A 23,673-nucleotide genomic window follows, 5' to 3' on the forward strand; every position below is an offset into this window, starting at 1 on the left:
CTGGATCGACCGGAAGAGCCGGGGCACACCGCCCCGGCTCCTCGCTAGGCGATCACTTGCGATAGCCAAGCTGGGTGAGTTCCGCCTCGGCCGCATCTGCCATCTTATCGAGAGCTTGCTGCGGCGTAAGCTCGCCAGTGATGGCACGGTAGAAGATCGGGGCGACCGCTTCACGGACCTGGGCGTGGAACGGATAGGTCGGAGCTCCGGCAAAGAGCTTCCCCTTCTCCTTCATCAGCGTGTAGTAGTGGTCCGTCTTCTCGTCCTGCGCCTTGACCTTCGGATCATCATAGGTCGACTTGAGCGTGATGCGCGAGCCGGCGACCGCCCAATCGGCCTGCACGGAAGGCTGCCCGATGAACTCGAGGAAGAGAAGCGCGGCTTCCTTGTTCTTCGACGACGTCGGGATCGCGAAGGCGCCACCATCGAAATAGCCGATATAGCCCTTGCCGGATTCGGCATCCTCCAGGACTCCCGGCTCGAGCGGCGGCAGCGCGACACCGACCTTGCCGACGACTTTCGATTTCGAGTCGTTGGTCGCAATCCAGGCGGCGTTTTCGCCGTAGACCAGGCCCTGCGCGGCGCGGCCGGCCGCGAACGTCGCCGCGATCTCGTCCCAGGTGCTCTGGGTGGATTCGGGCGGCGCATATTTCAGATTGTTCAGGAACCAGGTGAGAGCAGCGACCGCCTGCGGGCCGTTCATGGAGCCGCCGTTCTTCACGCTCGCAGCGTAGTTCTTCTGCGCGTTGATGCCCCAGTTGTAGACGCCGAAGGTGGGCTCCACACTTTCCACGAACTCATACCAGGAGGCGGGATGGCCGGTGTGGGCCTGCACCGTGCTCCCCCACAGCTGCATGTCGTGGCTCTTGCCCCACTGCGTGAAGAACTCCGCAATGTCGGTGTACTGCTTGTGATCCTTGGGCGGCGCGAGATCGTAGCCGTATTTCGCCTTGAACGCCTTCTGCACCTCCGCGTCGCCGAACAGGTCCTTCCGGTAGAGATAGGTCTTGATGAACGACTCCATCGGCACGGCGAAGAGGTCGTTGCCCTTGGTGGGATCCTTGAAATAGTCGATGAAGGTCGTGAAGTTCGCGGGATCGAATTCCGGCGCTTTCAGCTTGGCATTGTCTGCCATAGACTTCGTGAGGTCGACCAGGAAGCCGCGCGCCAGATAGCTGTAGATGATGTCCTGCTCGATATAGACGACGTCATAGAGGCCGGTCTTGGCCTCCATATCCTTGATCTCCTTGTCGAACATCTGATCCCAGGACGTCGTTTCGAATTCGACCTTGATTCCGGTCGCCTTGGTGAACGCCGGAGCGAGCACGTCCTTCACGTAGTTGGACGGCGGCGTGCTCTCGGTGACGCCGCGGATGGTCGTTCCCTTCAAATCCTTTGCGGCATCCGACCAGAAGTCGGCCCAAGCCGGCATTGCGCTCGACATAAGCCCGATCGCCAGCGCGACTGCACTGACCGTCGTTCTCAGCTTCATCTGCACTCCTCCCATTTTTGCGTTTTGCGGCGTCAGCCGGCGATCGCGGGTTCTATACGAGAAACGCAGGACAGGCAAATGTTTGTTGCATAAAGATACAAATTGCAATGACGAAGACAACATTTTCATGCAGCGCAACACCCAGCCAAACTATTCAATATACAAAATATTTTCTCATGCCGAAGTGACAAGGAAGATGATCGCTACCGAAACGCGCTGCACCGCAACTCCTGATACAGACATTCTTGGGATTTTTGTTGTGTAAGGATACAAAGATGGCTAATCGTGGCAAAACAGAGGGAGATAGCCCATGCGCCGCTTAGGAATTCACTCGTTCGTTTGGACCGGCGGTCAAACACAGGACGGCCTGGAAATGGCGCTGGAGAAGTCAGCGGCCTGCGGCTATCGGACGATTGAATTCGCCTATCTGCGACCCGAGAAGTTCGACCTGGATCGATTGGCCCGAAGGGCCCGATCGCTGGACGTCGAGATCGGAGTCACGATGGGCCTGCCGCGTGAAGCCGATATTTCCAGCCAGGACGAGACCCTCGTTCGCCGTGGTGAAGAGCTGCTCGCGAACGCCGTCAAGGCGGTCCGCGACATCGGAGGCAACAAGCTCGGCGGCATCCTTTATTCGGCCCACACGAAATACAATTCGATGCCGACAGAACGGGGCTGGAAGAACAGCGTCGCGGCGATTGCCAAGACCGCGGAGGTCGCCAAGAGCGCCGGCGTTGATCTCGTCCTGGAGGTCGTGAACCGCTTCGAAACCAACCTGCTCAACACCACGGCGCAGGGACTGAAATTCATCGAGGAGACCGGGTCGGATCACGTCCTGCTTCACCTCGATACGTTCCACATGAACATCGAGGAGGCCAGTCCTGCCGCCGCGATCAGGCTTGCCGGGGACAAGCTCGGCTACTTCCATATCGGCGAGAGCAACCGTGGATATCTCGGCGACGGCGTCATCGATTTCGATCTGATTTTTGACGCTCTTCTCGATATCAACTATCAACGTGATATTGTGTTCGAAAGCTTCTCCAGTGCGGTCGTCGATGAAGGGCTGTCCCTTGCCTGCGCGATCTGGCGGGACACCTGGACCGACAATCAGCCATTGGCGGTGCACGCAAAACAGTTCATCGAGCTGAAATACGTCGAAGCTCAACGCCGGCGCGCGACGTGCGCGCGCCCCTGACAGGGCCGAGATCGACAAGATCGCCTCGAGCTTCGCGAGGGCCGAGGATCAGATTGTGAATGAATTGACCTCACTGGCGCGCTCACCACGTCGGATACGCCAAAGCAATGCGATCGCCGCGCTTCAGGCGCTGCATCGATTGGGACGGCTCAGTCGTGCCGAGCTTGCCAGGATGATGGGACTGAACCGGTCGTCTTCCGGCAACATCATCGCCGAGCTGACGGCTGCGGGATTTGTGCGGGAAGTCCAGGATGACGCGACAAAACAGTCCGGCTATACGCGCGCGGGACGTCCCGGAATTCTGCTCGAATTGTCCGCGGAAGCGGCCTTTTTTCTCGGCGCCGAAGTCGGCGTTGAACACATCACCACCGTCGAAATCGATCTCGCTGCGAACATCGTGCGCAGCACGATCGAGCCGTTCGACGCACGCTCGGTCCCGGTCGAAGAGGCGATCAGGCGCGCCGTGGCACAGGCGTTCCGCGACGTCCCCCAGCACAAGCTTGGCCTCTGCGAGGGGTTCGGTCTCTCGGCGCCGGCCCAGATGGACGGCAATGGCCACGTGTCGATCGGCCCCATCCTTGGCTGGCGAGACGTCGATCTGAACGAGCTGACCAGGGCCGCCTTGCCGATCGATGTTCCTGTGCTGGCGGAGAACGACGCCAACGCATTTGCGATCGGCGCGACCTACACCCAAGCCGACGCACGATCGGGCGTCACCATGTTCATGGTGATCGAGAGCGGCGTCGGCGGCGGTATTGCCATCGACGGGAAGCTGTTTCGCGGCGGCCGCGGACTGGCCGGAGAAGTCGGACACCTGAAGGTGCCTGACCGCGAAGAACGAAACCTCGAACAGGCGATCGGTCTCGGCCGTATCATGGACAAATACCGATCCAGCACTGGGCGAGCGGACGTCAGGCTTGTCGATTTTCTCGGCGATGTTCGCGACCGCGTGCCCGCCGCGATCGTGATCGCCGAAGATTGGGCGCGAATGTTGGCTTTCGCGATCGTCCAGGTGTCGCGTCTCATCGACCCGGATCGCATCGTGCTGGGCGGATCCTTGGCCGAGCTTTATCCGCTGGTCGCTGCGCGCGTGGCGGCCCATATCAGGGAATTGCAGGCCCCCACTTTTCCCATTCCCGATATCGTCCTGAACGAGAGCGCCGCCTACGGCTCTGCTTTGGGGGCCGCCTGCATGATGCACCAGCGCTTTCTGTCGTTGAACAACGAGCGCTTTGCGGATGATCCCTCCGAAGGCAACGCCTCCACTTCGTGATCGCTCGTTTCGCACCGTTCAACAATATGTTGCTTTAAGATACAAATTAGGTTAGACCCCTCCTAAACAGCGCGCCTCAGGTCAGTGCGCGCTCAGGCGTCCGGGAGGCCTAGCCGTAGATGACAAAGCTCGCCCCTGACGCTTTGGGACCGACGATCACTGTTGGCGAGATCCTCGTTGAAATCGTCGCAACCACCGAAGGCGAGGGATTTCTCGAACCGCTCGACCTCATCGGCCCCTTCCCCAGCGGGGCTCCCGCGATCTTCATCGACCAGTGCGCGAGGATTGGCGGATCGGCAGCCATGGTCGGCGCCGTCGGCGACGACGATTTTGGCCAGGTCAACATCAGACGACTGCAACGGGACGGCGTCGACGTTTCAGCCGTTTCAGTCAGCACCGATCATCCGACCGGCAGCGCTTTCGTCCGCTACCGTCCGGACGGAACGCGTGATTTCGTCTTCAACATTGCGAAATCGGCCGCAGCGCTGCTCGAGTGGACGACGCAACTCGAGATGCTGGTCAGCCGCGCCGGCCATCTGCACATCATGGGTACCGTGCTTGCCATGCCTTCGGCATGGGAGATTACCAAGCGGGCCGCCGACATTATCAGGGCGCGGGGAGGCAGCCTCTCGCTCGATCCCAATTTGCGCAAAGAACTCATAGACCATGGTCAGGTACGCGAGCAGTTCAAGCAGCTCGTTGAAATGGCAGACCTCATCTTGCCTTCGGGCGAGGAATTGGTGCTCGCGGCAGGCGTTCAGGACGAGCGGGCAGCCGTGCAGTCGCTCTTCCAACGTGGCGCTAACGAGATTGTCATCAAGCGAGGCCGCGCGGGCTCAACCTATTACGACAGGCACGGCGCGCGGATCGATTGTCCCGCTTTCCTCGTCGACGAGCTGGATCCAACCGGTGCAGGGGACTGCTTTGGCGGCGCCTATGTCGGTTGCCGCCGGCTCGGCATGGCGCCGGCACAGGCGCTGAACTACGCCAACGCAGCGGGCGCTCGCAACGTGACCGTGCGAGGGCCGATGGAAGGTGCGGGGACACGCGCCGAGCTCGACGATTTCATGGCGCGAACCGCGAGGGCTTCCTCGTGACGGCGGCACTCGGCTATTTGGCGGCGGCCCGGCGGAGCGGCCAACCGGAGGGAATAGCCTCGGTGTGCTCTGCCCATCCACTCGTTCTGCGCGCTGCGCTCAGGCATGGGCGCGAGCATGACTCAAAGGTCTTGATCGAGGCGACCTGCAACCAGGTGAACCATCTGGGCGGCTACACGGGAATGCAGCCCGCTGACTTCGCCGCTCTCGTCGCGAAGATCGCCGGCGAGGAGGGCTTTCCTGCTGACCGCATCATTCTCGGCGGCGACCATCTGGGGCCCAATCCCTGGCGCCATCGCCCGGCCGAGGATGCGATGAAGGAAGCTGAAAGGATGGTAGCCGCCTTCATCAAAGCCGGCTTTCGCAAGATCCATCTCGACGCCTCGATGGGTTGCAAAGGCGAGCCAGCCGGGCTCGACGATCAAACGACGGCTGAACGCGCCCTTCGGCTCGCAACTGTCGCCGAGGACATCGCCAAAACGATCGGCGCCGAAATGCCGTTCTACATTATCGGGACCGAGGTCCCGCCCCCCGGTGGCGCGGATCATATATTGACGACACTCGAGCCCACCTCCCGGGCGGCTGCACGACAGACAATCAATGTTCATCGGGATCTCTTCAAGAAGGCAGCTCGAGACGACGCCTTTTCCCGCGTGATCGGTCTCGTCGTTCAGCCCGGAGTGGAGTTCGGCAATCACAACGTCATTCAATATGACCGCGACAAGGCGAAGGATCTTGTCGGCCTTCTCGATGATGAACCGCAGTTTGTCTTTGAGGCACATTCGACCGACTACCAGGGTCGGCGTCCCCTGCGCGAACTGGTCGATGACGGTTGCGGCATTCTCAAGGTCGGGCCGGAGCTCACTTTCGTGCTCCGGGAGACGCTCTATGCGCTGGATCTGATTGCTTCCGATCTCCTGCCCGACTATGGCGAGCGCCCGCTCTACGCGGCGATGGAAGGGCTGATGTCCGCGCAGCCGAATTACTGGAAGGGGCACTACGGCGGAGATGAGCCAGAGCGCCGGCTACTCAGGCACTATTCATTCTCCGATCGCATCAGGTACTATTGGGTCGCCCCGCAAGCGAGCGCAGCGGTCGAGCGCCTTCTGGGTACTCTGGCAGGCGCACGCGTTCCAATCCCCCTCCTCCGTCAACATCTCCCCGCCGGCGAACAATTCGCCTCCGCGCCGCTCGATCCGCAAGAGGTCTTGATGTGGCGCGTGATGCGAAGCCTCGATGACTATCACGCCGCATGTCGCGGCAGTGCCGCCGGGTGAAATGCGCCGGATATCAAGGCACCGCCGCTGTGAAGGCGTTCTTCACCGAGACGGCTTCAAATCAAGCAAGGGAGAACGTCCATGGCGAAGACTCTGCAGGGTAAGATTGCCGCCGTTACCGGCGCGGCATCGGGCATCGGCCTGGCCAGCGCCGAAGCAATGATCACTGCAGGAGCCCGTGTTGTTCTCATCGATCGGGATGAGAGGGCGCTCCGGGAGATATGCAACAGGCACAAGGACTCCGCGGTCCCGCTGATCGTTGATCTTCTCGATCCGGAACAATGCGCGTCGCTGCTTGACGGCGTTCTCGCCAAGACAGGCCAACTCGACGTCCTCCATGCCAACGCAGGATCCTACATCGGCGGCGATCTGATCGATGCCGATCCAAGCGCCATCGACCGAATGATCAACCTCAACGTCAACGTGGTGATGAAGAACGTCCGAACGGTGATCCCACATATGATCGAGCGCGGACAGGGTGACATCATCGTCACCAGCTCGGTCGCGGGTCATTATCCGGTGCCATGGGAGCCGGTCTATTCCGCCTCCAAATGGGCGATGACGTGCTTCGTGCAGACGATGCGTCGTCAGCTCAATAAGCATGGGATACGTATAGGCTCGGTTTCGCCGGGCCCCGTCGCAACCGCGCTGCTCGCCGATTGGCCGGAAGAAAACCTGAAGAAGGCGAAGGAATCAGGCAGCATCATCGAGCCGGCCGAAGTCGCCGACGCCGTCATCTATATGCTGACGCGGCCGCGCAACGTGACCATTCGCGACATGGTCGTCCTGCCTACGAATTTCGATATCTAAGGGAGCCTCGACTATCGAGGAGGTCCAAGTGGCCGATTTTTCCGGATTGACGACACTCATCACCGGCGCCGCGGGTGGCATTGGAGTGGAGATGGCCAAGGCGTTCGCTGCCGCCGGCGCCAGGTTGGTGCTTGTCGATGTCGTCGATGCCACCGAACTCGCAAACAAGCTTGGCGGCAGCCACCGCGCGTATAGCCTCGACCTCCAGAATCCCCGGGCAATAGCGGACCTTGTGCCAGCATTGGGGAAAGAGTCCGGCATAGACGTCCTGATCAACAACGCGGGATTGGGAGTCGTTGCGCCGGCCGAAAAACAATCGGTCGAGGAATGGGACCGAACCCAGGCGATCAATCTCAGAGCACCGTGGCTGATGGCCGTCGCAGCGTTGCCTTATCTGAAACGCTCGGGGCGAGGACGAATCATCAACATCGCCTCGCAAGCGGCTATTGTCGCCATCGCCGAGCATGCCGCATACGCGGCGAGCAAGGCTGGCCTCGTTGGTCTCACGAAAGTGCTTGCGCTTGAATGGGCGCAATATGGGATCACAGTCAACGCGATCTCGCCGACGGTCGTGGAAACGCCGATGGCGATGGTCGGCTGGTCCGGTGAGAAGGGCGAGAAGGCCCGGAAGGAAATCCCCGTCGGGCGCTTTGCCCAGCCCGGCGAGATCGCTTCTGCCGCCGTCTATCTGGCATCGAAAGAGGCTGGCATCATAACCGGCGAGAACCTGATCATGGACGGCGGGTACACCATACGCTGAGACTTGCTGCGAATCGCGCGCATGGCGGGCCGCAATGAAGAGCGATGACGGGAGAACGCTGTGACCGAAACATTGGCGGAGCTGTCTCGGAAGGCCCTCCGGGAACTATCGGATGTTTTCGCGCGGATGCCGAACGATTGCGCGGACGAATTGATCGAAGCAATCGTTGCGGCGCGCAAACTCGTGCTGTTCGGTTGCGGATGTGAAGGATTGAAGATGCGAGGATTCGCAATGCGCCTGTTTCATCTCGGCCGCGACGTTACGGTTTGGGGCGACATGTCCATGCCGCCGGTGGGCCCCGACGATCTACTCATCGTCTCCGCGGGCCCGGGAGACCTGACGACAGCGCGCGTCCTGGTTCTCAGGGCCCGGGAGGCCGGAGCGCGCACGGCACTGATTACGGCTCAACCCAGCGCGCCGTTGGCCGATCAAGTCGACGTGGTGACCGTCATTCCGGCCCAGACCATGGCGGATGACACCGCTTCCCATGCGTCAATATTGCCGATGGGTTCGCTGTTCGAAGCGGCGCAGATGCTGTTCTTCGAACTGGTGGTCCTAAAGCTTCGCCCCCTGCTCCACGAGACGGTTGAGACGATGCGCGCGCGTCACACCAACTTGGAATGATCCCGATATCGAGGCTCCAGACAACGAGGGCTTCGGATCACCCCTATTCCCGACGCAGATTGAACCGAAATACGGCGCCCCGGGGTTGGTTCGCACCGGCCCAAAGTCGTCCTCCGTGCGCTTCGATGATGGATTGGCAGATAGACAGGCCCATGCCGATCCCTCCCGCCTTGGTCGTGTAGAACGGCTCGAACAGGCGGTCGACCATTGCCGCATCAAATCCGGGACCGTTGTCCCGCACGGCAACAACGACCCCATTTGACCCGTCTGCGGCCGTGCTGATCCACAGCTCCCGTTCCCGCGCGTCGAGGCTATTCATGGCTTCGATCGCATTGAGGATCAGATTGAGAACGACTTGTTGCAGCTGGACGCGATAGCCATCGACAAGCGGCAAATCCGAAGCGAGATCTGTTTGGAGCAAGACCCGATGCCTGAGCAGTTCGCTGCGGGCAATGGTGATGACGTCCAGGATGGCGCCATTGACATCGACGCCCTCTTTCCGCGCCGGAGCTCTCTTGATCAGGGAACGGATCCAACCGATGATTTCACCGCCTCGCCTGGCGTCCGCGACAATGGATGCGAGCGCTCGCCGGGCCTGCTCGACGTTCGGAGATTGCGATCCCAGCCAATTCAATGCCGCTTCGGCGTTGCAAAGCACCGCGGTCATCGGTTGGCTCAGCTCGTGTGTGACCGAAGCCGTAACCTGTCCCATTGCTGCCGCGCGATTGGCGTGTGTCAGTTCCGCCTGCATCTCGCGCAGCGCCTGTTCGGCGCGCCTGCGCTCCGTGATGTGGCGCCCGACTCCGCGGTAGCCCATGAAGCGCCCTGTCTCGTCAAAGATGGGCAGCCCCGAACTGGACACGTAACGCCTGCCGCCGTCGGGCGTTGGCCTGGCGAGCTCGAAATCACGGAACGGAAGGTGGGCATCCAGCGTCTCGCGGTGCTTGCGCCAACCCTCTGCATCAGGCTCCAGGTAAGGCACCTCCCACCGCGTCTTGCCAATCTCGGAGACCGGCGGCGCGGGAATCGCCTCCGAGAACTCCTGGCGGATGAAGCGATGTTGCGCGTCAGTTTCCCAGTACACGTCGAAGGAGAATTGCACCAAGGTGCGAAAGCGCTCTTCGCTCTCACGCAGCGCCGCCTCGGGGCACTTTCGCTCGAATGTACCGACCGACGATAGTTGAACCCCATCTTGCATGGTCGACCTTGCTGAATAGCGATGGATCAAATCGTTTCGCTTCCGACGCGAGTAACAGGAGTGTCCCTCCTGGCGTCGCAGATGGCCGGGCGGGCTCTGACAACGCACCGCCGGCAAGCCCAGCCTCGCCATGATCGATCAGGAATATGTCTTGTGGCGACTATACTTGTGTATACGTGAGCTTCTCGACCACCATATTGAGGTTGACGACTCGGCTCGGGGGCATAGTAGCGGGGGAGGAACTTCCTACTCCGACCCGAAATTCTAGAGCGAAATCAAGGAAATCAGGTGCACACGACGCTACCGTGTCTTGTGCTGGTGATACTAGGTGTCGGGCCCGGCCCCAAGCTTCTCAGCAGGGGCAGGGCGGCCAAGCAATTGATGACCGTCCGAGACCTGCCGTTGGTCGAGATCGCGATATCGGCCGGGTTTGCCAATCAAAGCCATTTTACACGCGTGTTTTCGGGACTTGTTGGTGTCAGTCCGGGAGTATGGCGCCGCGAAGCACTTGGCCAATTTACAACACTCAACGCGGTGCCTGTCACTCTGCCGCGAGCGCGTGGTGTCGCAGCGGCAAGCCAAGGCGGCCCCATACATCGACCAGCGCTTCAGCGAGCGCGTCGATCAGGACATCATCATGGCAGGGCGTCGGCGTGATGCGCAGCCGTTCGGTGCCGCGTGGCACGGTCGGATAGTTGATTGGCTGGACATAGATGCCGTGTTCGTTGAGAAGCAAGTCGCTCGCCTTCTTGCACTTCTCCGGATCTGCTACCATCACCGGGACGATGTGCGTCTCGCTGGGCATGACGGGCAGGCCAGCAGCGTCGAGCACGGACTTGACCCGCGCCGCGCGCTCCTGATGGCGATCGCGCTCCCATTGCGACGTCTTGAGGTGCCGGACCGCTGCAGTAGCGGCGGCGCAGACCGCGGGCGGCAACGCAGTGGTGAAAATGAATCCCGGCGCGTAAGAGCGCACCGCATCGATGATGTCGGCACTCGCCGCAATGTAGCCGCCAAGGCAGCCGAACGCCTTCGCCAAGGTACCCTCGACCACGTCTATGCGATGCAGGACGCCTTCACGCGCGGCGATGCCGGCCCCGCCCGGTCCGTACATACCGGCCGAATGGACCTCGTCGATGTAGGTCATCGCACCATAGCGCTCCGCGAGATCGCAGATACGCTTCACCGGCGCGACATCACCGTCCATCGAGTAGATCGACTCGAACACGACCAGCTTCGGTCGCTCAGGCGGCTCCGCCGCAAGTAATTCTTCGAGATGGCTGACGTCGTTGTGGAGCCATCTTCTTCTTTCCACGCCGGCACGCCGCACACCCTCGATCATGGAATTGTGGTTCCAGGCGTCGGACAGGATCAAGCAATCCGGCAGGAGCCTTGCGATGGTCGCGATGCCGGTCTCGTTGGACACGTAGCCCGAGGTGAAGACCAGCGCCGCGTCCTTGCCGTGCAGGTCGGCGAGCTCACGCTCGAGCTCGACCAGCGGATGGTTGGTGCCGGAGATGTTTCGGGTGCCGCCCGCGCCGGTGCCCATGCGAGCGGCCGTTTCGACCATGGCGCCGATCACCTTCGGATGCTGGCCCATGCCAAGGTAGTCGTTCGAGCACCAGATCACGACCGGGCGCGGGCCGTCCGGGGCATACCATATCGCGTGCGGGAAGCGCCCGGCGATCCGTTCCAGATCGGCAAACACGCGGTAGCGCCGTTCCTCGCGCAGGCGCGCAAGCGCTGCGGAAAAGAAATGATCGTAGGTCATTGGGCAAACCCTCCGTTCGGTTTGTGCTCAACCTTTGGGACTTCGGCGATCCAGGAGCCTCCAACGACCGTCTCAGGAGGATAAGAAGCCGCCATTGGCGTTCGAGGCTATCGCCTCGATGATCGGCCTCCGTTGCCAAGCGCCGATATCGCCGCCTCGGCAACCGCAACGTCCTGCTCGACGGTGCCTGCGCTTGCGCCCACGGCGCCGACAACATGCCCATCAACCACGACAGGAATTCCTCCACCGAAGATCACGACCTTGCCGGCGTTGCTCTCCTGGATGCCGAACAGCGGCCTTCCCGACTGCGCGAGTTGCGCAAGGTCCGACGTTGCCTTGTCGAATAGTCGCGCTGTCACCGCCTTATCGATCGCAAGATCAATACTCCCGATCAGCGCGCCGTCCTGGCGCAGGAACGCCAGGAGATGACCGCCGGAATCAACCACGGCCATGTTGTAGGCGATGCCAAGGCTCTCTGCCTTGGCTTCCGCGGCAGACAGCATTTGCTTCGCATCTTCAAGCGTCAGGCATTCGTATGAGCGCGGCATGACAGGATCCTATGTATTCGGCCGGCGCGATCCTTCGGCCGGTATTGCCCGAGGCAAGGATTGCGAGGCCGAGTTTCGACGCGCTGACGACCCGGGCCTAGTTCTGTGCCCGCAGGTCGGCAATATCGCGCGCCGTGAGCGACGAGCCCTTGGCTCCGAAGCGGGCGGTGACGTAGTTGACGACCGCGGCGATCTCATCGTCGGAGAACGCGTGACCGAAAGACGGCATCGACAGCGCGCTACTCGGCGTCAGGCGTCTCGTACCGCTGATAACGATCTGCACCACGTTCACAGCGCTTGGGTCGTTGACGGCGGAACTCCCGGTCAGCGTCGCAAACTTGGAGACCGCGCTCTCGCCGCTCCAGCCATGGCAGCTCACGCAAGCGCCCTCGAAGACCTTCTTGCCGAGCAGGCTCGCGGTCGCGCCGTCCGTGTGAGACAGAGGCGCAGGCGCCGACTTCAAGGAAGGACCGGATGACGTAGCAGGGGGAACGCTGCGCAGGAAAGTGACCATCGCATCGATATCGGTCTTCGTCATCTTGCTGAAGGAGTGATCGACGGCCTCGCCCATCGGTCCCGACGCAGTGCCGCGACCTGACACATGTCCGACCGAAAGATAAGAAGCGATGTCATCATCGGTCCAGCCGCCGAGGCCGGTGGTCCTATCGGAAGAGATGTCAGACGCATGCCAGCCTGCCACCGGAGCGCCGGCGAATTTCTTCCGGTTATCTAGCGCAAAGCCGATGTTACGCGGCGTGTGGCATTCGCCGCAATGCGCCAGCGCTTCGGCCAGGTAGGCACCGCGATTCCATTTCAGGCTCTGCGAAGTATCGGGCCGGAAGCGCGTATCGGGATTGAACACCACCGACCAGAACGCCATGGCCCAGCGCTGGTTGAACGGAAACATCAAGCTGTTCGCCGGCGGCACGGCGCGCACCGGCACCAGGCTGAAGAGGTAGGCCTTGATCGCAAGCGCGTCGGCGTCAGTGACAAACGTGTAGGACGTGTAGGGCATTGCCGGATAAAGTCGCGCGCCATCGCGGCGGACGCCCCGATGCATCGCATCCAGGAACTCCTGGTCGGTGTACTTTCCGATGCCCGTTTCCGAATCGGGCGTGATGTTGGTCGAGTACATGGTTCCGAACGGAAGCTTGAACGCAAAGCCACCCGCGTATTTCCTGCCGCCTGGCGCCGTATGACAGACCACGCAGTCCGCCGCCTCCGCAAGATATTTACCGCGTTCGAGGAGGCTGGCCTGCCTCATGTCGGCAGGCACACCCGTCGGATCGCCTTCCTTGTAGTCCGCCACTGCGACATTCTTGCCACCGGTAAACGCCAAAGGACCGGGCCCGCGTACGTACCAAACCGCGCCCAGCGCAACGACGGCGCCGGCAATGGCGGCCCCGATCACGGATCTCACAACCACGGCTCTCACAACCACGACTTCTTCTCCGCGATCAACTGCCGGTCGATCGGAAGCCGGCGCAATGCAATGCCCGTCGCCGCATAGATGGCGTTACGCAACGCAGGAGGGCCTCCAACCACGCTGGCCTCACCGATCCCGCCCGGCGCCTCTCCGCTTTTCACGAGGTGGACATCGATCTTCGGGACCTGGTCGATGCGCAGCATGCGATAGTCATGGAAATTCGACTGCTGGATGCGGCCCTTCTCCAACGTGATTTCGCCATACAACGCAGCGGTCAGACCGAAGATCATGCCGCCCTCGACCTGCGCAACGACGGTGTCCGGATTGACGGTAAAGCCGCAATCCACGGCGAGCGTCACCCGACGAAGGTAGACGTCGCCGCCGGCGTCAACTTCCGCTTCGACGACGGTGGCGATCGAACTATTGAAAGTCGGTTGCACGCTGACGCCGCGGCCGACGCGCGGCGGCAAGGGCTGGCCCCAGTTCGATTTCTCCGCCGCGAGATCCAGCACGTGCCGGATCCGCGGCGTCTTCCCGAGCATGTCACGTCGAAACGCAATCGGATCCTTGTTCGCTTTGCGTGCCAGCTCGTCGATGAAACATTCGATGGCGAATACATTGTTGTTCGGACCGACGCCGCGCCAAAAGCCGGTCGGAACGGCGGGTGGCTCGACACGGATATAGTCCACCTGAAAATTCGGAATGTCGTAGGGCATGTCGACGGCGCTATCGACGGCGTCGATATCGATGCCTTTCGTGAAAGCGGGCGGCAACCAACGCGCGATCACCGACGAGCCAGCCACGCGGTACTTGAGGGCGATCACCTTGTCGCCGGACAACCTCGCCGAAATGCTGTCGCGATAGATCGGACGATAGATGTCATGTTGTATGTCCTCTTCGCGCGTCCAGACGATCTTGACAGGCCCTTCGACCATGCTGCCAATCCGCACGGCGGCGGCGATCATGTCGACCTCGAGCCTGCGTCCGAACCCGCCACCCAGAAGATGCTGGTGGATCGTCACCTTGTCTTCCGGAAGGCCGGCTACTTTTGCCGCGACCGACTGCGCGCGTGCAATGATCTGCGTTCCCACCCAGACATCGCACGAATTCGGCGTAACATGGACGGTGCAGTTCAAGGGCTCCATCGTCGCGTGCGCAAGGAACGGCATTTCGTACGACGCATCATACGTCTCGCCGAAATTGAGCACCTTGGCGACATCCCCGACGGATTTTGCGACGACGCCCGCGCCTTCGCTCGCCGCGCGAAGATGGTCCCAGATGTCCTTGGAACTGACTTTGGCGTTCTTGCCCTCGTCCCAGGTGATCTCAATTGCATCGAGCCCGCACTTCGCGGCCCACATATGATCCCCGACAACGGCCACGAGGTCGTCCAACGCTATGATCTGCCGCACACCGGAGATCTTCCTTGCGGCCTCGTCGTCGATCTTAGCGACTTTGCCGCCAAAAACCGGGCATTGCGCCAGTGTCGCAAACTTCAGGTCGGCCATCATGGTGTCGATGCCGTAGATCACCTTGCCGTTGACCTTGTCCGGTGTATCGAGCCGCTTCAACGGCTTTCCGATCAGGACGAAGTCCTTGGGATCCTTCAACGCAACGTCGCGCGGCGGCGACACCTTCCCGGCAGCCTCCACAAGCTCGCCATAGCCAAGCTTGCGGCCGCTTTCATTGTGAGCCACCGTGCCCTGGGTCGTGCTGCAACTCCCCGGCGTGACTTGCCACTGCTCGGCGGCGGCCTTGATAAGCATTGCCCGCGCAGTGGCGCCCGCTTGCCGCAACGGGGTCCAGAATGCGCGAACCGAGGTCGATCCGCCGGTGGCCTGAACGCCCAGCAACGGATTGGCATAGAGCTGTTCATTCGGCGGTGCGTGCTCGAGTGCGACCTTGGCCAGGTCAGCGTCGAGTTCTTCGGCAAGGAGCGTGGCAACGGCCGTGTAGATGCCTTGTCCCATTTCCACCTGCGGCATCACCAGGGTAACCTGACCGGCTCCGTCGATCCGGATATAGGCGTTCGGCGCAAACCTCTCTCCGGCTGAATCCTTCTGCACGGGCCCGGCGGCGCCGACCGGAAGATGGAAGGCGAACACAAAGCCCGTTGCCAATGCGCCGCCGAGAATGCGGCGACGGGAGATACCCGGCAATTCGGCCACGACAGTCATGACATCACCTACGCCTTCTGAGCGGCCGCCGCCTGCTTGATGGCAGCCCGGATGCGCACATAAGTACCGCAGCGGCAGATGTTGCCCGCCATAGCTGCGTCGATATCGGAGTCGTCAGGATCCGGCGTCGACACAAGCAGCGCCGCTGCCGACATGACCTGACCGGACTGGCAATAGCCGCATTGCACGACCTCGAGATCGAGCCATGCCTTCTGCACCCTGGCCCCGACCGGCGTCGCGGCAATGCCCTCGATGGTGGTTATGCTGCGGCTTTGAAGGTTTCCGACGGGAAGCACACAAGAGCGCACCGGCTTGCCATCGACATGCACCGTACAGGCGCCACACTGCGCCATGCCACAGCCGAATTTCGTGCCGGTGAACCCGAGAATGTCGCGCAATACCCACAGCAAGGGCATTTCGTGAGGCGCTTCGAAGGACCTTTCCTGACCGTTGATATTCAGTGTCGTTGCCATATGAACTCCTGCAATCTGCTCGGGTCAGCTCAGAGCGACGTGGATGCGCGACACGGGTTTTCGCCAGCCTTATGAGACGACGTCCACAGGATGCGACGTAACCGCCGTCCGGGTCGCGAGCTCGTTGATCCGGGATGCATAGTTCCGGAAGTGCGGCGTTGCCCGATGGGCCTCTACCGAATCGGCATCCTTATAGAGCTCGTCGATGATGAACGTCGTCTCGTCATGCTGATCCTGCCAAAGATCCCATCGAAGGTTGCCCGGCTCGGACCGGCTATCGCTCGCCAACCCGCGTAGCAGGGCAACCAATTCGCCAGTCTTGCCGGGCCGGGCCTTCAGCAGCGCCGTTGTTTTCATGTGAGTGGCCACTGATCTCTCCTCGTGGGTCGGCTCAATCGTCGCGGTCCACCCGCCGTTCCGCCGATCAGGCGGAAGCGGCTGCGCCAGGCTGGCGTTGAGCGATTGCCCTGTCGAGCGCCTTGACCAGCGCCTCACCGACCGAGTGATCGGAGCGCGGGTTCTGGCCCGTGATGAGCTCGCGATCAACAATCACATGAGGCTCGAAATCGACCTTCGTCGTCACCACGTCGCCTCCCGCCGCACTGAGCGCCTGGGGCATGGTGAAATACATCTTCCCGTGCAGGATTTCCTTTTCGACCCATATCTCTTCCGATGCGGAAAAGATCGTCATTCGATAGCCCGCATACGGCCAACCCTTGGCCAACTGCTTCGCGCCCGCCTCATCGCCGGCCATCAAGGCCGCGCGGAATTCGCGCGCACGCGGCATCGCCGAGGCGAGCGCAATCGGGCCATGGCAGAGCAGAGCCGTCGGTTTTGCACGATCGTGGAAATGGCGAAGGACCTCCCCCATTTGTGGGTCCTGCATCAGATCGACAACCGGCGCCTGGCCACCCGGCACAAAGACCCCGGCGTAACCGTCCAATCCCTTCTCAATCACCGCGCCCAGGGGCTGAATTTGGTTCATCGCCGAAGCATCGGTCCAGAAGGCTCTGGCGCGGGTATAGGCGGCCGTGTCGCCGCCAAAGTGCACGGCCGAGTCCGAGGCCTTGTCCATGTGGGGCTTGGTGCCGTCTGGCGTGGCGAGCTGAACGTCGTAGCCGGCTCCGATCAGCCCCATGATCGGAACGACGGTCTCATTGAGATAGTTTCCAGTCGGCCCCCATTTGCCACCCTGGACTTCGATCTGGGTCGCGTTCGATCCGACGACAAGCACCTTTGCCTTGCTCATGATATACGCCTTCCGTTCATTGCTGGATGTGCCGCAACAGCTCCACGCCGAGGGGCTAAAGACCCGCCGCCGGCCGATGCCCGGTTGCGGATGAGCTCGACCACGCGGTCACCATTGTCGCCGCCACACATAGTCGGAAGCGGGAATAGACGCCCGTAAAGAGATGTAAAACGTCGGACAGCGCGAGTGTCCCATCAGCACTCCACGTCAAGGCCTCGCGCAGCGTTCGCGACGAGCGATTTTCCTCGATTTACAAATCGCTATTCGTCAACCGCGAATCCGCACCCTACACTCAGGATGTGGCGCTCTTGCCGTCAGGAGATAGACGCGCGTGATTCCGCGCTACATCGGCAACGCTCCAACATCATCGCACCGGAGGTTCGCATGAAGATCAGGGAAGCACTACTGGCAGGACCACTCGGGTTTGGCACGGCGCCGCTCGGCAACATGTATCGGGACATTCCCGAGGATGAGGCGCTTGCGACGGTCGATGCGGCCTGGGACGCGGGCACGCGCTTTTTCGATACCGCTCCTTTCTATGGAGCCGGGCTCGCGGAAATCCGCCTTGGCAAAGCACTCTCGAAGCGACCTCGCAGCGACTATGTTCTCAGCTCAAAGGTCGGCCGGCTGATCCTCGACGAAGTCGAAGATCCGAGCGGCCGCGACCACGGCGAGAAGGGCGAGATCTTCAAACATGGCCGACCGAACAAGATCGTCCCCGATTATTCGGCCGATGGCACCATGAAATCGATCGAGGACAGCCTAAGGCGCATGAGGGTCGACCATATCGACTTCGTGTGGGTCCACGATATCGCCCAGGACTTTTATGGCGACCGCTGGCTCGCAATGTTTGAAACCGCTCGAACAGGGGCTTTCCGGGCACTGTCGAAACTACGCGACGAGGGCGTGATCAAAGGCTGGGGCCTCGGCGTCAACAAGGTCGAACCTGTGGAGCTTCTTCTCGGGCTCGCCGAGGCGGATCCGGACGGCACCTTGCTCGCGGGCCGGTACACGCTCCTCGATCACGAGATGGCACTCCAGCGACTGATGCCCGCCGCACAGCGCAGGAAAGTCGATATCGTGATCGGCGGCCCCTACAGCTCCGGTGTGCTCGCAGGCGGGCGTCACTTCGAATACGGGGCGGTGCCACCGGTGATTGCCGCCAAGGTGGAGAGGATCTCAGCTCTCTGCGTGGAATACAACATAGCCATCAAGGCCGCGGCGCTGCACTTCTCTCTGGCGCACCCGGCTTCAGCCGCTGTCATTCCCGGAGCCAGCAAACCCGGGCGCATCCTCGAGGATCACGCGGCGCTCAAGACCAAGATCCCCGCCGAATTTTGGCACGAGTTGCGAAAGAGAGGGCTTGTGGCCGCAGAGGCGCCTCTGCCGATTTAGTCCCGAGGCTCGCCGATACTCTTGAGTCTAGAGAGACGACGCCGCCTTTGCGATGAATTCCGCAACGGCATCGGGCTGAGAAAGCATCGGCACATGCGAGCTTTCCAGCACGAGAGTCTCGGCATTCATTCGCTTGGCGGAATCGCGTTCGACAGCGGGAGGAATGGTCTGGTCTTGCGCTGCGACGATGTACCAGTTTGGTTTGGAGCGCCATGCCGCTGCCGTGATCTTGTCGCCGAAGCACTTCACTGCCAGCGGACCTTGCGTCGCATACACGATATCGGCCTCGTCCGACGGGATGTCCTGCACGAAGTGCTTGCGGACCCCCTCGGGGGTCAACGCCACATAGCCCTCGCCATATTGCTTGATTTCGGTCGCGCCCGGCGCGGGCGTATAGTCCTTCCACCAGTCTGCGAAAGACTGACCGCTATCCGGCGCGCCAGCCGCGACATAGACGAGACCCTTCACCTGAGGATGGTTGCCGGCTTCCGTAATGACGGCGCCACCCCAGGAGTGACCGACCAGGAGAACCAGACCTTCCTGCATGCCGATGACCCGGTGAGCCGCTGTAACATCGTCCGCCAGGGAGCTGAGAGGATTTTGAACGGCGATTGCCTTCAGCCCGCGCTTCGTAAGCAACGGAATGACCTTTGCCCAGCAAGAACCGTCGGCAAAGGCGCCATGCACAAGAACGATGGTTCTGATTGCCATGATGCTGCTCCTCTTTGTTGACCGTTGTTCCAAGGCATGCCGACCAAAGTGGCGGTCGTGCATGCCAGCACCGTCTCTTGCGGCAGCGTTACTCCGCCGCCTTGATGATCAGCTCGGCGACTTCTTTCGGGAACGCCAGCATCGCCACGTGGCTCGAGGGCACCTCGACTGCCGTCGCCTTGGCCGCCTTCACCTGGTCACGCTCCATTTGCGGCGGAATGATCGCATCTTTCGTCGCGACGACCATGAAGGTCGGCTTCTCCCGCCACGCGGCCTGGCTGATCGGAGCGGCAAGGGTCCGGATGTGGAAGGGTCCCTGCGTCGCCGCTACGACGGCCTGCTCCTTGGGTGAAAGGTCGGCCGCGAAATATTTCTTGATACCCTCCTCGCTGATCGTGAGATAGCCGTCCGGGTCCTTGACGAATGTTTTCAGGCTCTCCGGATCCGGGTATTTCGAAGTGGCACTCTTCACCGACTCGCCCTTATCCGGCGCGTACGCCGCCACATACACGAGCGATTTGACCTTATCGTCGTTGCCTGCCTCGGTGATGACGGCACCAGCCCACGAATGGCCGACGAGGACAACGGGACCTTCCGCGTTCCGGATTGCCCTCTTGGTCGCGGCAACGTCGTTGTCCAGCGAGTCGAGCGGGTTCTGGACTGCAACGACCTTGAGCCCGGCCTTCTCGAGATACGGAATGACTTTCTCCCAGCTCGACCCGTCCGCGAATGCGCCATGGACGAGGACTGCGGTCTTGGCTTTCGGTTCGGCAGCCAACGCCGGCTGGCCGATCGCAACCATCGCGGTCAGGAGGCTCAAGCCCATGATGCTTTTGTACGATTTCATGGCTACATTCCTTTCATTTGCTAGGGATCTTGGTATTGCCGTCTTCACAATCGACACGAGGTAATCGAACGCTACGGGCAGCCGCACAGCCATCAACTCGCGACCGCATCACCGCGGCCCTTGAGCAGGGGCGCAAGCCTGAACCCGGTCTCTCCAGAAATGCCAACAATGAAGATCTTCACGTTCGTCCTCGTCAGAGCGGTGCGTCTGTGCGTCGGGCTCCGGGGCGCGCCGACTGAATTCCGGAGCTCCTACAGCTTCTCGATGAAGACCGTCTTGATGTTGCAAAACTCCCGGATGCCGAACTCCGACACCTCCCTCCCGTAACCACTGTTCTTGACCCCGCCGAATGGCAATCGAGGGTCGGACCGAACGTTCTGATTGACGAAAGCTGCTCCCGCATCCAACTCCTCGGCCGCGATGCGCTCGCCCCGCGCGGTATCAGCGGTTATCACCGCCGATCCCAAGCCGAACTCGCTCGCATTCACGATACGGATCGCGTCCTGCTCGTCTTTGGCGGATATCACCGCAGCGACGGGCCCGAACAGTTCTTCGTCATGCGCCGCCTGGCCTGGCAACACGTTCGACAGGATCGTCGCCGGAAACCATGCACCGGCACGTTTCGGGGCCTCGCCGCCCAACAGCAATTGAGCGCCATTTCTGAGGCTTTGCTTGACCTGACTTGCGATCTGATCCCGCGAATGCACGCTTTCCATCGGCCCCAGAAGGGTTTTCGGATCGTTGGGATCTCCCATCTCGAAGCGCTTCATCTCCTCGACCAACGCGCCCTCGAAAGCCTGCCTTACGCTCTCGACCACGACAAAGCGCTTGGCAGCGATGCAGCTCTGGCCGCCGTTCACCATGCGCCCGCGCGCGCAGATCCTGGCGGCTGCGACCGGATCGGCATCCTCAAGCACGATATAACCGTCCGAACCGCCGAGCTCGTAAACGCCCTTCTTCATGACTGCGCCCGCGATTGCGGCAACAGACTTCCCGGCGGCAACGCTGCCGGTCAACGTGACCGCGGCGATGTGCGGGTCTTCGATCAGCGGCCTCAAATCCTTCGACGACAGGAGCACCGTTCGAAAGAGGTCGACTGGGAACCCCGCCAGCCCAAAGATTTCCTCCAGAGCCAACGCGCATCCCGGCACGTTGGACGCATGCTTCAAGACACCACCGTTCCCGGCCATCAGATGCGGCGCAGCGAACCGGATGACCTGCCAAAAGGGAAAATTCCACGGCATGACCGCAAGGATGACGCCGAGGGGGTTGAACGTCGCAAACGCTTTGGGCGGCGCGCCGGGTCCCGCATAACCAATGCTCACATCGAGAGGTTTCGGCTTCAGAAACCCTTCCGACGCCTCGGCAAAATACTCGCAACACGAGGCACATTTCTCGAGCTCGGCGAGGCCGTCGGTAACCGGCTTGCCCATTTCCTCCGTCATGAGCTTGGCGTATCGCGAGCTGTTGTCGCGAATGACCTTGGCGGCGTTCTTCATCAAAGGAGCGCGCTCCTTGACTCCCATCCGGCGCCACGCGGCTTGCGAACGATGAACATCGGCAGCAATCGACAATGCTTGGTCCACGCCGTGCCCTTGATAGGCGGTCCCTTTCTCACCGGTCGTCGGATTGACCGTCTGAAAGAGATTCGGTGTGGCCTCTGCAAATGCTCTTGCTTCTGCCATCTCTCGCCCTCCTGCCATTGAGTGGGACTTCTCGCTTCGCCAACAATTGCCAGCGCCTCGTCGATGAGCAAGTAAAGAGAGGTAAAGGTGACGCTTTGCAAAGCGCAGCCGGCCTTACCAAACGGCGACTTATCAGTGGAGGCCGTCGAGGGCTCCGCTGTTGGGCATCGAGATCAGAGTGATTGCGCCGCGTTCTCCGAAGCCATAATCGAGCGTACCTCCGACGCTTTGCACGAGGGATTGCATGAGCCTCAACCCCTGGCCCATCGGCCGTTTGCCTTGATTTCGACCATTGTCGCAAACGCAGCATGTCACCATTGGACCGTCTTTCGACAATTCGATCCGGATAATGCCGCCGACCCGGCTAAATGCGTGCCGGCACGAATTTGTAATGAGCTCCGAGACGGCGAGCCCGAGCCTCCAGCAAGTTTCGGCCGAAAGAAATTGCGGCTCGGATTCGACCAGTAGCAGCTTTATGTTGCGATCCCTGAGCCGCGCAGCACTCACCGCACCACACAGCCTCTGGAGATAGGCGCAGACCTCAATCGGGTGCCGACCATCGGGAAACGTCAGCGCCCGATGGACATCCGACAACTGCATCAGGAGCGCTGCCACGTCGGACAACGCATTCCTGACTTCACGGCTCTGCGATTTCTGTGCTCGTAACCAGATTGTATTGATGACGCAGGCGTATTCGTTCTTGATACGGTGCGACATTTCCTTCAGCAGGACGTGGTCTTCGACGTCCGAAACCGGTGTGCCCTTGCCCGGTTCCGCGAACTCGAACACATTTCTCATTTTACGTGCTCCTGGCTCTCGGACTCCATCTGCGAACTTTTCTCCGCGAAGTGGATCCTAGCCGCCCGGCGCCGCCTGCATAGATCAGCACCGGCGAGACTTTCCCGTTTGTGCTGTAAAATCGAAGGCAAGCCCGGCAAGAGCCGCCTTTCTCTTTTTACAACCTTTAACTTTCGCTTGGCATGGCCGTCGCGCATGGTTCCAGCGCCAACTTCCTACCGGGTGAACCATGGATGGCTCTTACAATCTGTCCCACGGCGCAGAGGCGATGCCGGCGCATGTTGTCGGCAAAATGAGCGACGATACGCCGGCCGAACCGTCTTCTCTTGCTTCGGCGCATACGATGATAGAGCTGCTTCGGAGCGCGGATGCCGTTGTCGTCTCCGATCAAGCCCGCGCCAGGCAGCTCATCGACTGCGTGATGGACATTTTGCGCGCAACGCTGGACAAAAACGCGGATGTTCCGTCCGCAGGAACGGGTCGGCTGGCACCTTGGCAAGAGCGCCGTCTGAAAGACCACATCGAAACCAATCTGAGCGTCTCGCTGACAACAGCCGATCTTGCACGCGTGGTCAATCTCAGCCCCAGCTACTTTTCCCGAGCATTCAAGAAGAGCTTTGGTCAACCGCCTCACTCTTATTTGATGGCGAGGCGAACCATACGCGCCCAGGAGTTGATGCTCACGACCGACGAGCCGCTGAGTCAAATCGCGGTCGCCTGCGGCCTGGTCGATCAATCCGCTCTGTGCCGCCTGTTTCGCCGCACGGTGGGACGCAATCCACACGCATGGCGGCGAGCATTCAAGCAGGCCACTTCCGCGGGCGTTCAACCGCCCTTGCTCCACGCGCGGCCATAGCCTGGCAAGTC

The 23,673-nt window shown here is 61.2% G+C and carries 22 protein-coding genes and 1 pseudogene; 10 read left to right on the top strand and 13 right to left on the bottom strand.

Annotated elements, in window-relative coordinates:
• Positions 1-52: 52 nt before the first annotated feature.
• The gene (locus tag QQL28_RS09795) at positions 53-1,507 is read right to left on the bottom strand and encodes an ABC transporter substrate-binding protein (protein ID WP_284264123.1); all 1,455 of its coding nucleotides are present in this window, start codon (positions 1,505-1,507) and stop codon (positions 53-55) included.
• A gap of 295 nt (positions 1,508-1,802) precedes the next feature.
• Between QQL28_RS09795 and QQL28_RS09800 the strand changes: the two genes are divergently transcribed.
• The 7 genes from QQL28_RS09800 (at position 1,803) to QQL28_RS09830 (ending at position 8,528) form a co-directional block, all read left to right on the top strand.
• Positions 1,803-2,687 (top strand): sugar phosphate isomerase/epimerase family protein, encoded by an 885-nt coding sequence (locus tag QQL28_RS09800; RefSeq protein ID WP_284264125.1) that lies wholly within the window; start codon positions 1,803-1,805, stop codon positions 2,685-2,687.
• Positions 2,688-2,742: 55 nt separating this feature from the next.
• Positions 2,743-3,960 (top strand): ROK family transcriptional regulator, encoded by a 1,218-nt coding sequence (locus QQL28_RS09805; protein WP_284264127.1) that lies wholly within the window; start codon positions 2,743-2,745, stop codon positions 3,958-3,960.
• Positions 3,961-4,079: 119 nt separating this feature from the next.
• Positions 4,080-5,057: a tagatose kinase gene (locus QQL28_RS09810; protein ID WP_284264129.1), complete on the top strand. Its 978-nt coding sequence runs from the start codon at positions 4,080-4,082 to the stop codon at positions 5,055-5,057.
• On the top strand, positions 5,054-6,334 hold the full coding sequence (locus QQL28_RS09815; protein WP_284264132.1) for a D-tagatose-bisphosphate aldolase, class II, non-catalytic subunit: 1,281 nt from the start codon (positions 5,054-5,056) through the stop codon (positions 6,332-6,334). Before QQL28_RS09810 ends, QQL28_RS09815 begins: the two co-directional genes overlap by 4 nt.
• Before the next feature lie 81 nt (positions 6,335-6,415).
• The gene (locus QQL28_RS09820; RefSeq protein WP_284264135.1) at positions 6,416-7,144 is read left to right on the top strand and encodes an SDR family oxidoreductase; all 729 of its coding nucleotides are present in this window, start codon (positions 6,416-6,418) and stop codon (positions 7,142-7,144) included.
• Between the two features lie 28 nt (positions 7,145-7,172).
• On the top strand, positions 7,173-7,904 hold the full coding sequence (locus tag QQL28_RS09825; RefSeq protein WP_284264137.1) for a GolD/DthD family dehydrogenase: 732 nt from the start codon (positions 7,173-7,175) through the stop codon (positions 7,902-7,904).
• A 60-nt stretch (positions 7,905-7,964) separates the two neighbouring features.
• The gene (locus QQL28_RS09830) at positions 7,965-8,528 is read left to right on the top strand and encodes an SIS domain-containing protein (RefSeq protein WP_284264138.1); all 564 of its coding nucleotides are present in this window, start codon (positions 7,965-7,967) and stop codon (positions 8,526-8,528) included.
• 43 nt (positions 8,529-8,571) lie between these two features.
• Here QQL28_RS09830 and QQL28_RS09835 read toward each other — a convergent pair whose 3' ends face one another.
• Positions 8,572-9,726, bottom strand: coding sequence for a sensor histidine kinase (locus tag QQL28_RS09835; protein WP_284264140.1), 1,155 nt, complete (start codon positions 9,724-9,726; stop codon positions 8,572-8,574).
• A 348-nt stretch (positions 9,727-10,074) separates the two neighbouring features.
• On the opposite strand from QQL28_RS09835, the pseudogene QQL28_RS09840 reads away from it, so the two are divergent.
• A pseudogene (locus tag QQL28_RS09840) lies at positions 10,075-10,239 on the top strand (helix-turn-helix domain-containing protein); the annotation flags it as partial.
• A 28-nt stretch (positions 10,240-10,267) separates the two neighbouring features.
• Here the strand turns inward: QQL28_RS09840 and hemA are convergent.
• The 7 genes from hemA to QQL28_RS09875 all read right to left on the bottom strand — a co-directional run bounded on the left by hemA (position 10,268) and on the right by QQL28_RS09875 (position 17,370).
• Positions 10,268-11,497: a 5-aminolevulinate synthase gene (hemA, locus tag QQL28_RS09845; protein ID WP_284264142.1), complete on the bottom strand. Its 1,230-nt coding sequence runs from the start codon at positions 11,495-11,497 to the stop codon at positions 10,268-10,270.
• 107 nt (positions 11,498-11,604) lie between these two features.
• A complete protein-coding gene (locus tag QQL28_RS09850) occupies positions 11,605-12,045 on the bottom strand; it encodes a GlcG/HbpS family heme-binding protein (protein ID WP_284264144.1) in 441 nt (146 codons plus the stop codon).
• Between the two features lie 97 nt (positions 12,046-12,142).
• The gene (locus QQL28_RS09855) at positions 12,143-13,465 is read right to left on the bottom strand and encodes a cytochrome c (protein WP_284264147.1); all 1,323 of its coding nucleotides are present in this window, start codon (positions 13,463-13,465) and stop codon (positions 12,143-12,145) included.
• An 11-nt stretch (positions 13,466-13,476) separates the two neighbouring features.
• Positions 13,477-15,648 (bottom strand): xanthine dehydrogenase family protein molybdopterin-binding subunit, encoded by a 2,172-nt coding sequence (locus tag QQL28_RS09860; protein ID WP_284264149.1) that lies wholly within the window; start codon positions 15,646-15,648, stop codon positions 13,477-13,479.
• 8 nt (positions 15,649-15,656) lie between these two features.
• Complete coding sequence (locus QQL28_RS09865) at positions 15,657-16,121, bottom strand: (2Fe-2S)-binding protein (protein ID WP_284264151.1); 465 nt, start codon at positions 16,119-16,121, stop codon at positions 15,657-15,659.
• A gap of 69 nt (positions 16,122-16,190) precedes the next feature.
• Entirely contained in the window at positions 16,191-16,490 is a 300-nt protein-coding gene (locus QQL28_RS09870) for a putative quinol monooxygenase (RefSeq protein WP_284264153.1), read from the bottom strand.
• 55 nt (positions 16,491-16,545) lie between these two features.
• Complete coding sequence (locus QQL28_RS09875; RefSeq protein ID WP_284264155.1) at positions 16,546-17,370, bottom strand: type 1 glutamine amidotransferase domain-containing protein; 825 nt, start codon at positions 17,368-17,370, stop codon at positions 16,546-16,548.
• A 384-nt stretch (positions 17,371-17,754) separates the two neighbouring features.
• On the opposite strand from QQL28_RS09875, the gene QQL28_RS09880 reads away from it, so the two are divergent.
• A complete protein-coding gene (locus QQL28_RS09880) occupies positions 17,755-18,765 on the top strand; it encodes an aldo/keto reductase (protein ID WP_284264157.1) in 1,011 nt (336 codons plus the stop codon).
• A gap of 27 nt (positions 18,766-18,792) precedes the next feature.
• Here QQL28_RS09880 and QQL28_RS09885 read toward each other — a convergent pair whose 3' ends face one another.
• The 4 genes from QQL28_RS09885 to QQL28_RS09900 all read right to left on the bottom strand — a co-directional run bounded on the left by QQL28_RS09885 (position 18,793) and on the right by QQL28_RS09900 (position 22,806).
• Positions 18,793-19,539, bottom strand: a complete 747-nt coding sequence (locus QQL28_RS09885; RefSeq protein WP_284264160.1) for an alpha/beta fold hydrolase — start codon at positions 19,537-19,539, stop codon at positions 18,793-18,795.
• Positions 19,540-19,564: 25 nt separating this feature from the next.
• Complete coding sequence (locus QQL28_RS09890) at positions 19,565-20,323, bottom strand: alpha/beta fold hydrolase (protein ID WP_284264161.1); 759 nt, start codon at positions 20,321-20,323, stop codon at positions 19,565-19,567.
• Between the two features lie 251 nt (positions 20,324-20,574).
• Entirely contained in the window at positions 20,575-22,026 is a 1,452-nt protein-coding gene (locus QQL28_RS09895; RefSeq protein WP_431309585.1) for an NAD-dependent succinate-semialdehyde dehydrogenase, read from the bottom strand.
• Positions 22,027-22,140: 114 nt separating this feature from the next.
• The gene (locus QQL28_RS09900) at positions 22,141-22,806 is read right to left on the bottom strand and encodes a sensor histidine kinase (RefSeq protein WP_284264165.1); all 666 of its coding nucleotides are present in this window, start codon (positions 22,804-22,806) and stop codon (positions 22,141-22,143) included.
• A gap of 229 nt (positions 22,807-23,035) precedes the next feature.
• On the opposite strand from QQL28_RS09900, the gene QQL28_RS09905 reads away from it, so the two are divergent.
• A complete protein-coding gene (locus QQL28_RS09905; protein WP_284264171.1) occupies positions 23,036-23,662 on the top strand; it encodes a helix-turn-helix domain-containing protein in 627 nt (208 codons plus the stop codon).
• Positions 23,663-23,673: the final 11 nt, after the last annotated feature.

Origin of the sequence: Bradyrhizobium iriomotense (assembly GCF_030160715.1) — a bacterium.
Lineage (GTDB): Bacteria > Pseudomonadota > Alphaproteobacteria > Rhizobiales > Xanthobacteraceae > Bradyrhizobium > Bradyrhizobium iriomotense.

Bases quoted from the DNA above. Each gene is read 5' to 3' on its own strand.
- QQL28_RS09795 (WP_284264123.1), bottom strand. From the start codon at position 1,507: ATGGGAGGAGTGCAGATGAAGCTGAGAACGACGGTCAGTGCAGTCGCG.
- QQL28_RS09835 (WP_284264140.1), bottom strand. From the start codon at position 9,726: ATGCAAGATGGGGTTCAACTATCGTCGGTCGGTACATTCGAGCGAAAG.
- QQL28_RS09850 (WP_284264144.1), bottom strand. From the start codon at position 12,045: ATGCCGCGCTCATACGAATGCCTGACGCTTGAAGATGCGAAGCAAATG.
- QQL28_RS09810 (WP_284264129.1), top strand. From the start codon at position 4,080: ATGACAAAGCTCGCCCCTGACGCTTTGGGACCGACGATCACTGTTGGC.
- QQL28_RS09860 (WP_284264149.1), bottom strand. From the start codon at position 15,648: ATGACTGTCGTGGCCGAATTGCCGGGTATCTCCCGTCGCCGCATTCTC.
- hemA (WP_284264142.1), bottom strand. From the start codon at position 11,497: ATGACCTACGATCATTTCTTTTCCGCAGCGCTTGCGCGCCTGCGCGAG.
- QQL28_RS09900 (WP_284264165.1), bottom strand. From the start codon at position 22,806: ATGAGAAATGTGTTCGAGTTCGCGGAACCGGGCAAGGGCACACCGGTT.
- QQL28_RS09895 (WP_431309585.1), bottom strand. From the start codon at position 22,026: ATGGCAGGAGGGCGAGAGATGGCAGAAGCAAGAGCATTTGCAGAGGCC.
- QQL28_RS09800 (WP_284264125.1), top strand. From the start codon at position 1,803: ATGCGCCGCTTAGGAATTCACTCGTTCGTTTGGACCGGCGGTCAAACA.
- QQL28_RS09885 (WP_284264160.1), bottom strand. From the start codon at position 19,539: ATGCACGACCGCCACTTTGGTCGGCATGCCTTGGAACAACGGTCAACA.
- QQL28_RS09865 (WP_284264151.1), bottom strand. From the start codon at position 16,121: ATGGCAACGACACTGAATATCAACGGTCAGGAAAGGTCCTTCGAAGCG.
- QQL28_RS09875 (WP_284264155.1), bottom strand. From the start codon at position 17,370: ATGAGCAAGGCAAAGGTGCTTGTCGTCGGATCGAACGCGACCCAGATC.
- QQL28_RS09820 (WP_284264135.1), top strand. From the start codon at position 6,416: ATGGCGAAGACTCTGCAGGGTAAGATTGCCGCCGTTACCGGCGCGGCA.
- QQL28_RS09890 (WP_284264161.1), bottom strand. From the start codon at position 20,323: ATGAAATCGTACAAAAGCATCATGGGCTTGAGCCTCCTGACCGCGATG.
- QQL28_RS09905 (WP_284264171.1), top strand. From the start codon at position 23,036: ATGGATGGCTCTTACAATCTGTCCCACGGCGCAGAGGCGATGCCGGCG.
- QQL28_RS09880 (WP_284264157.1), top strand. From the start codon at position 17,755: ATGAAGATCAGGGAAGCACTACTGGCAGGACCACTCGGGTTTGGCACG.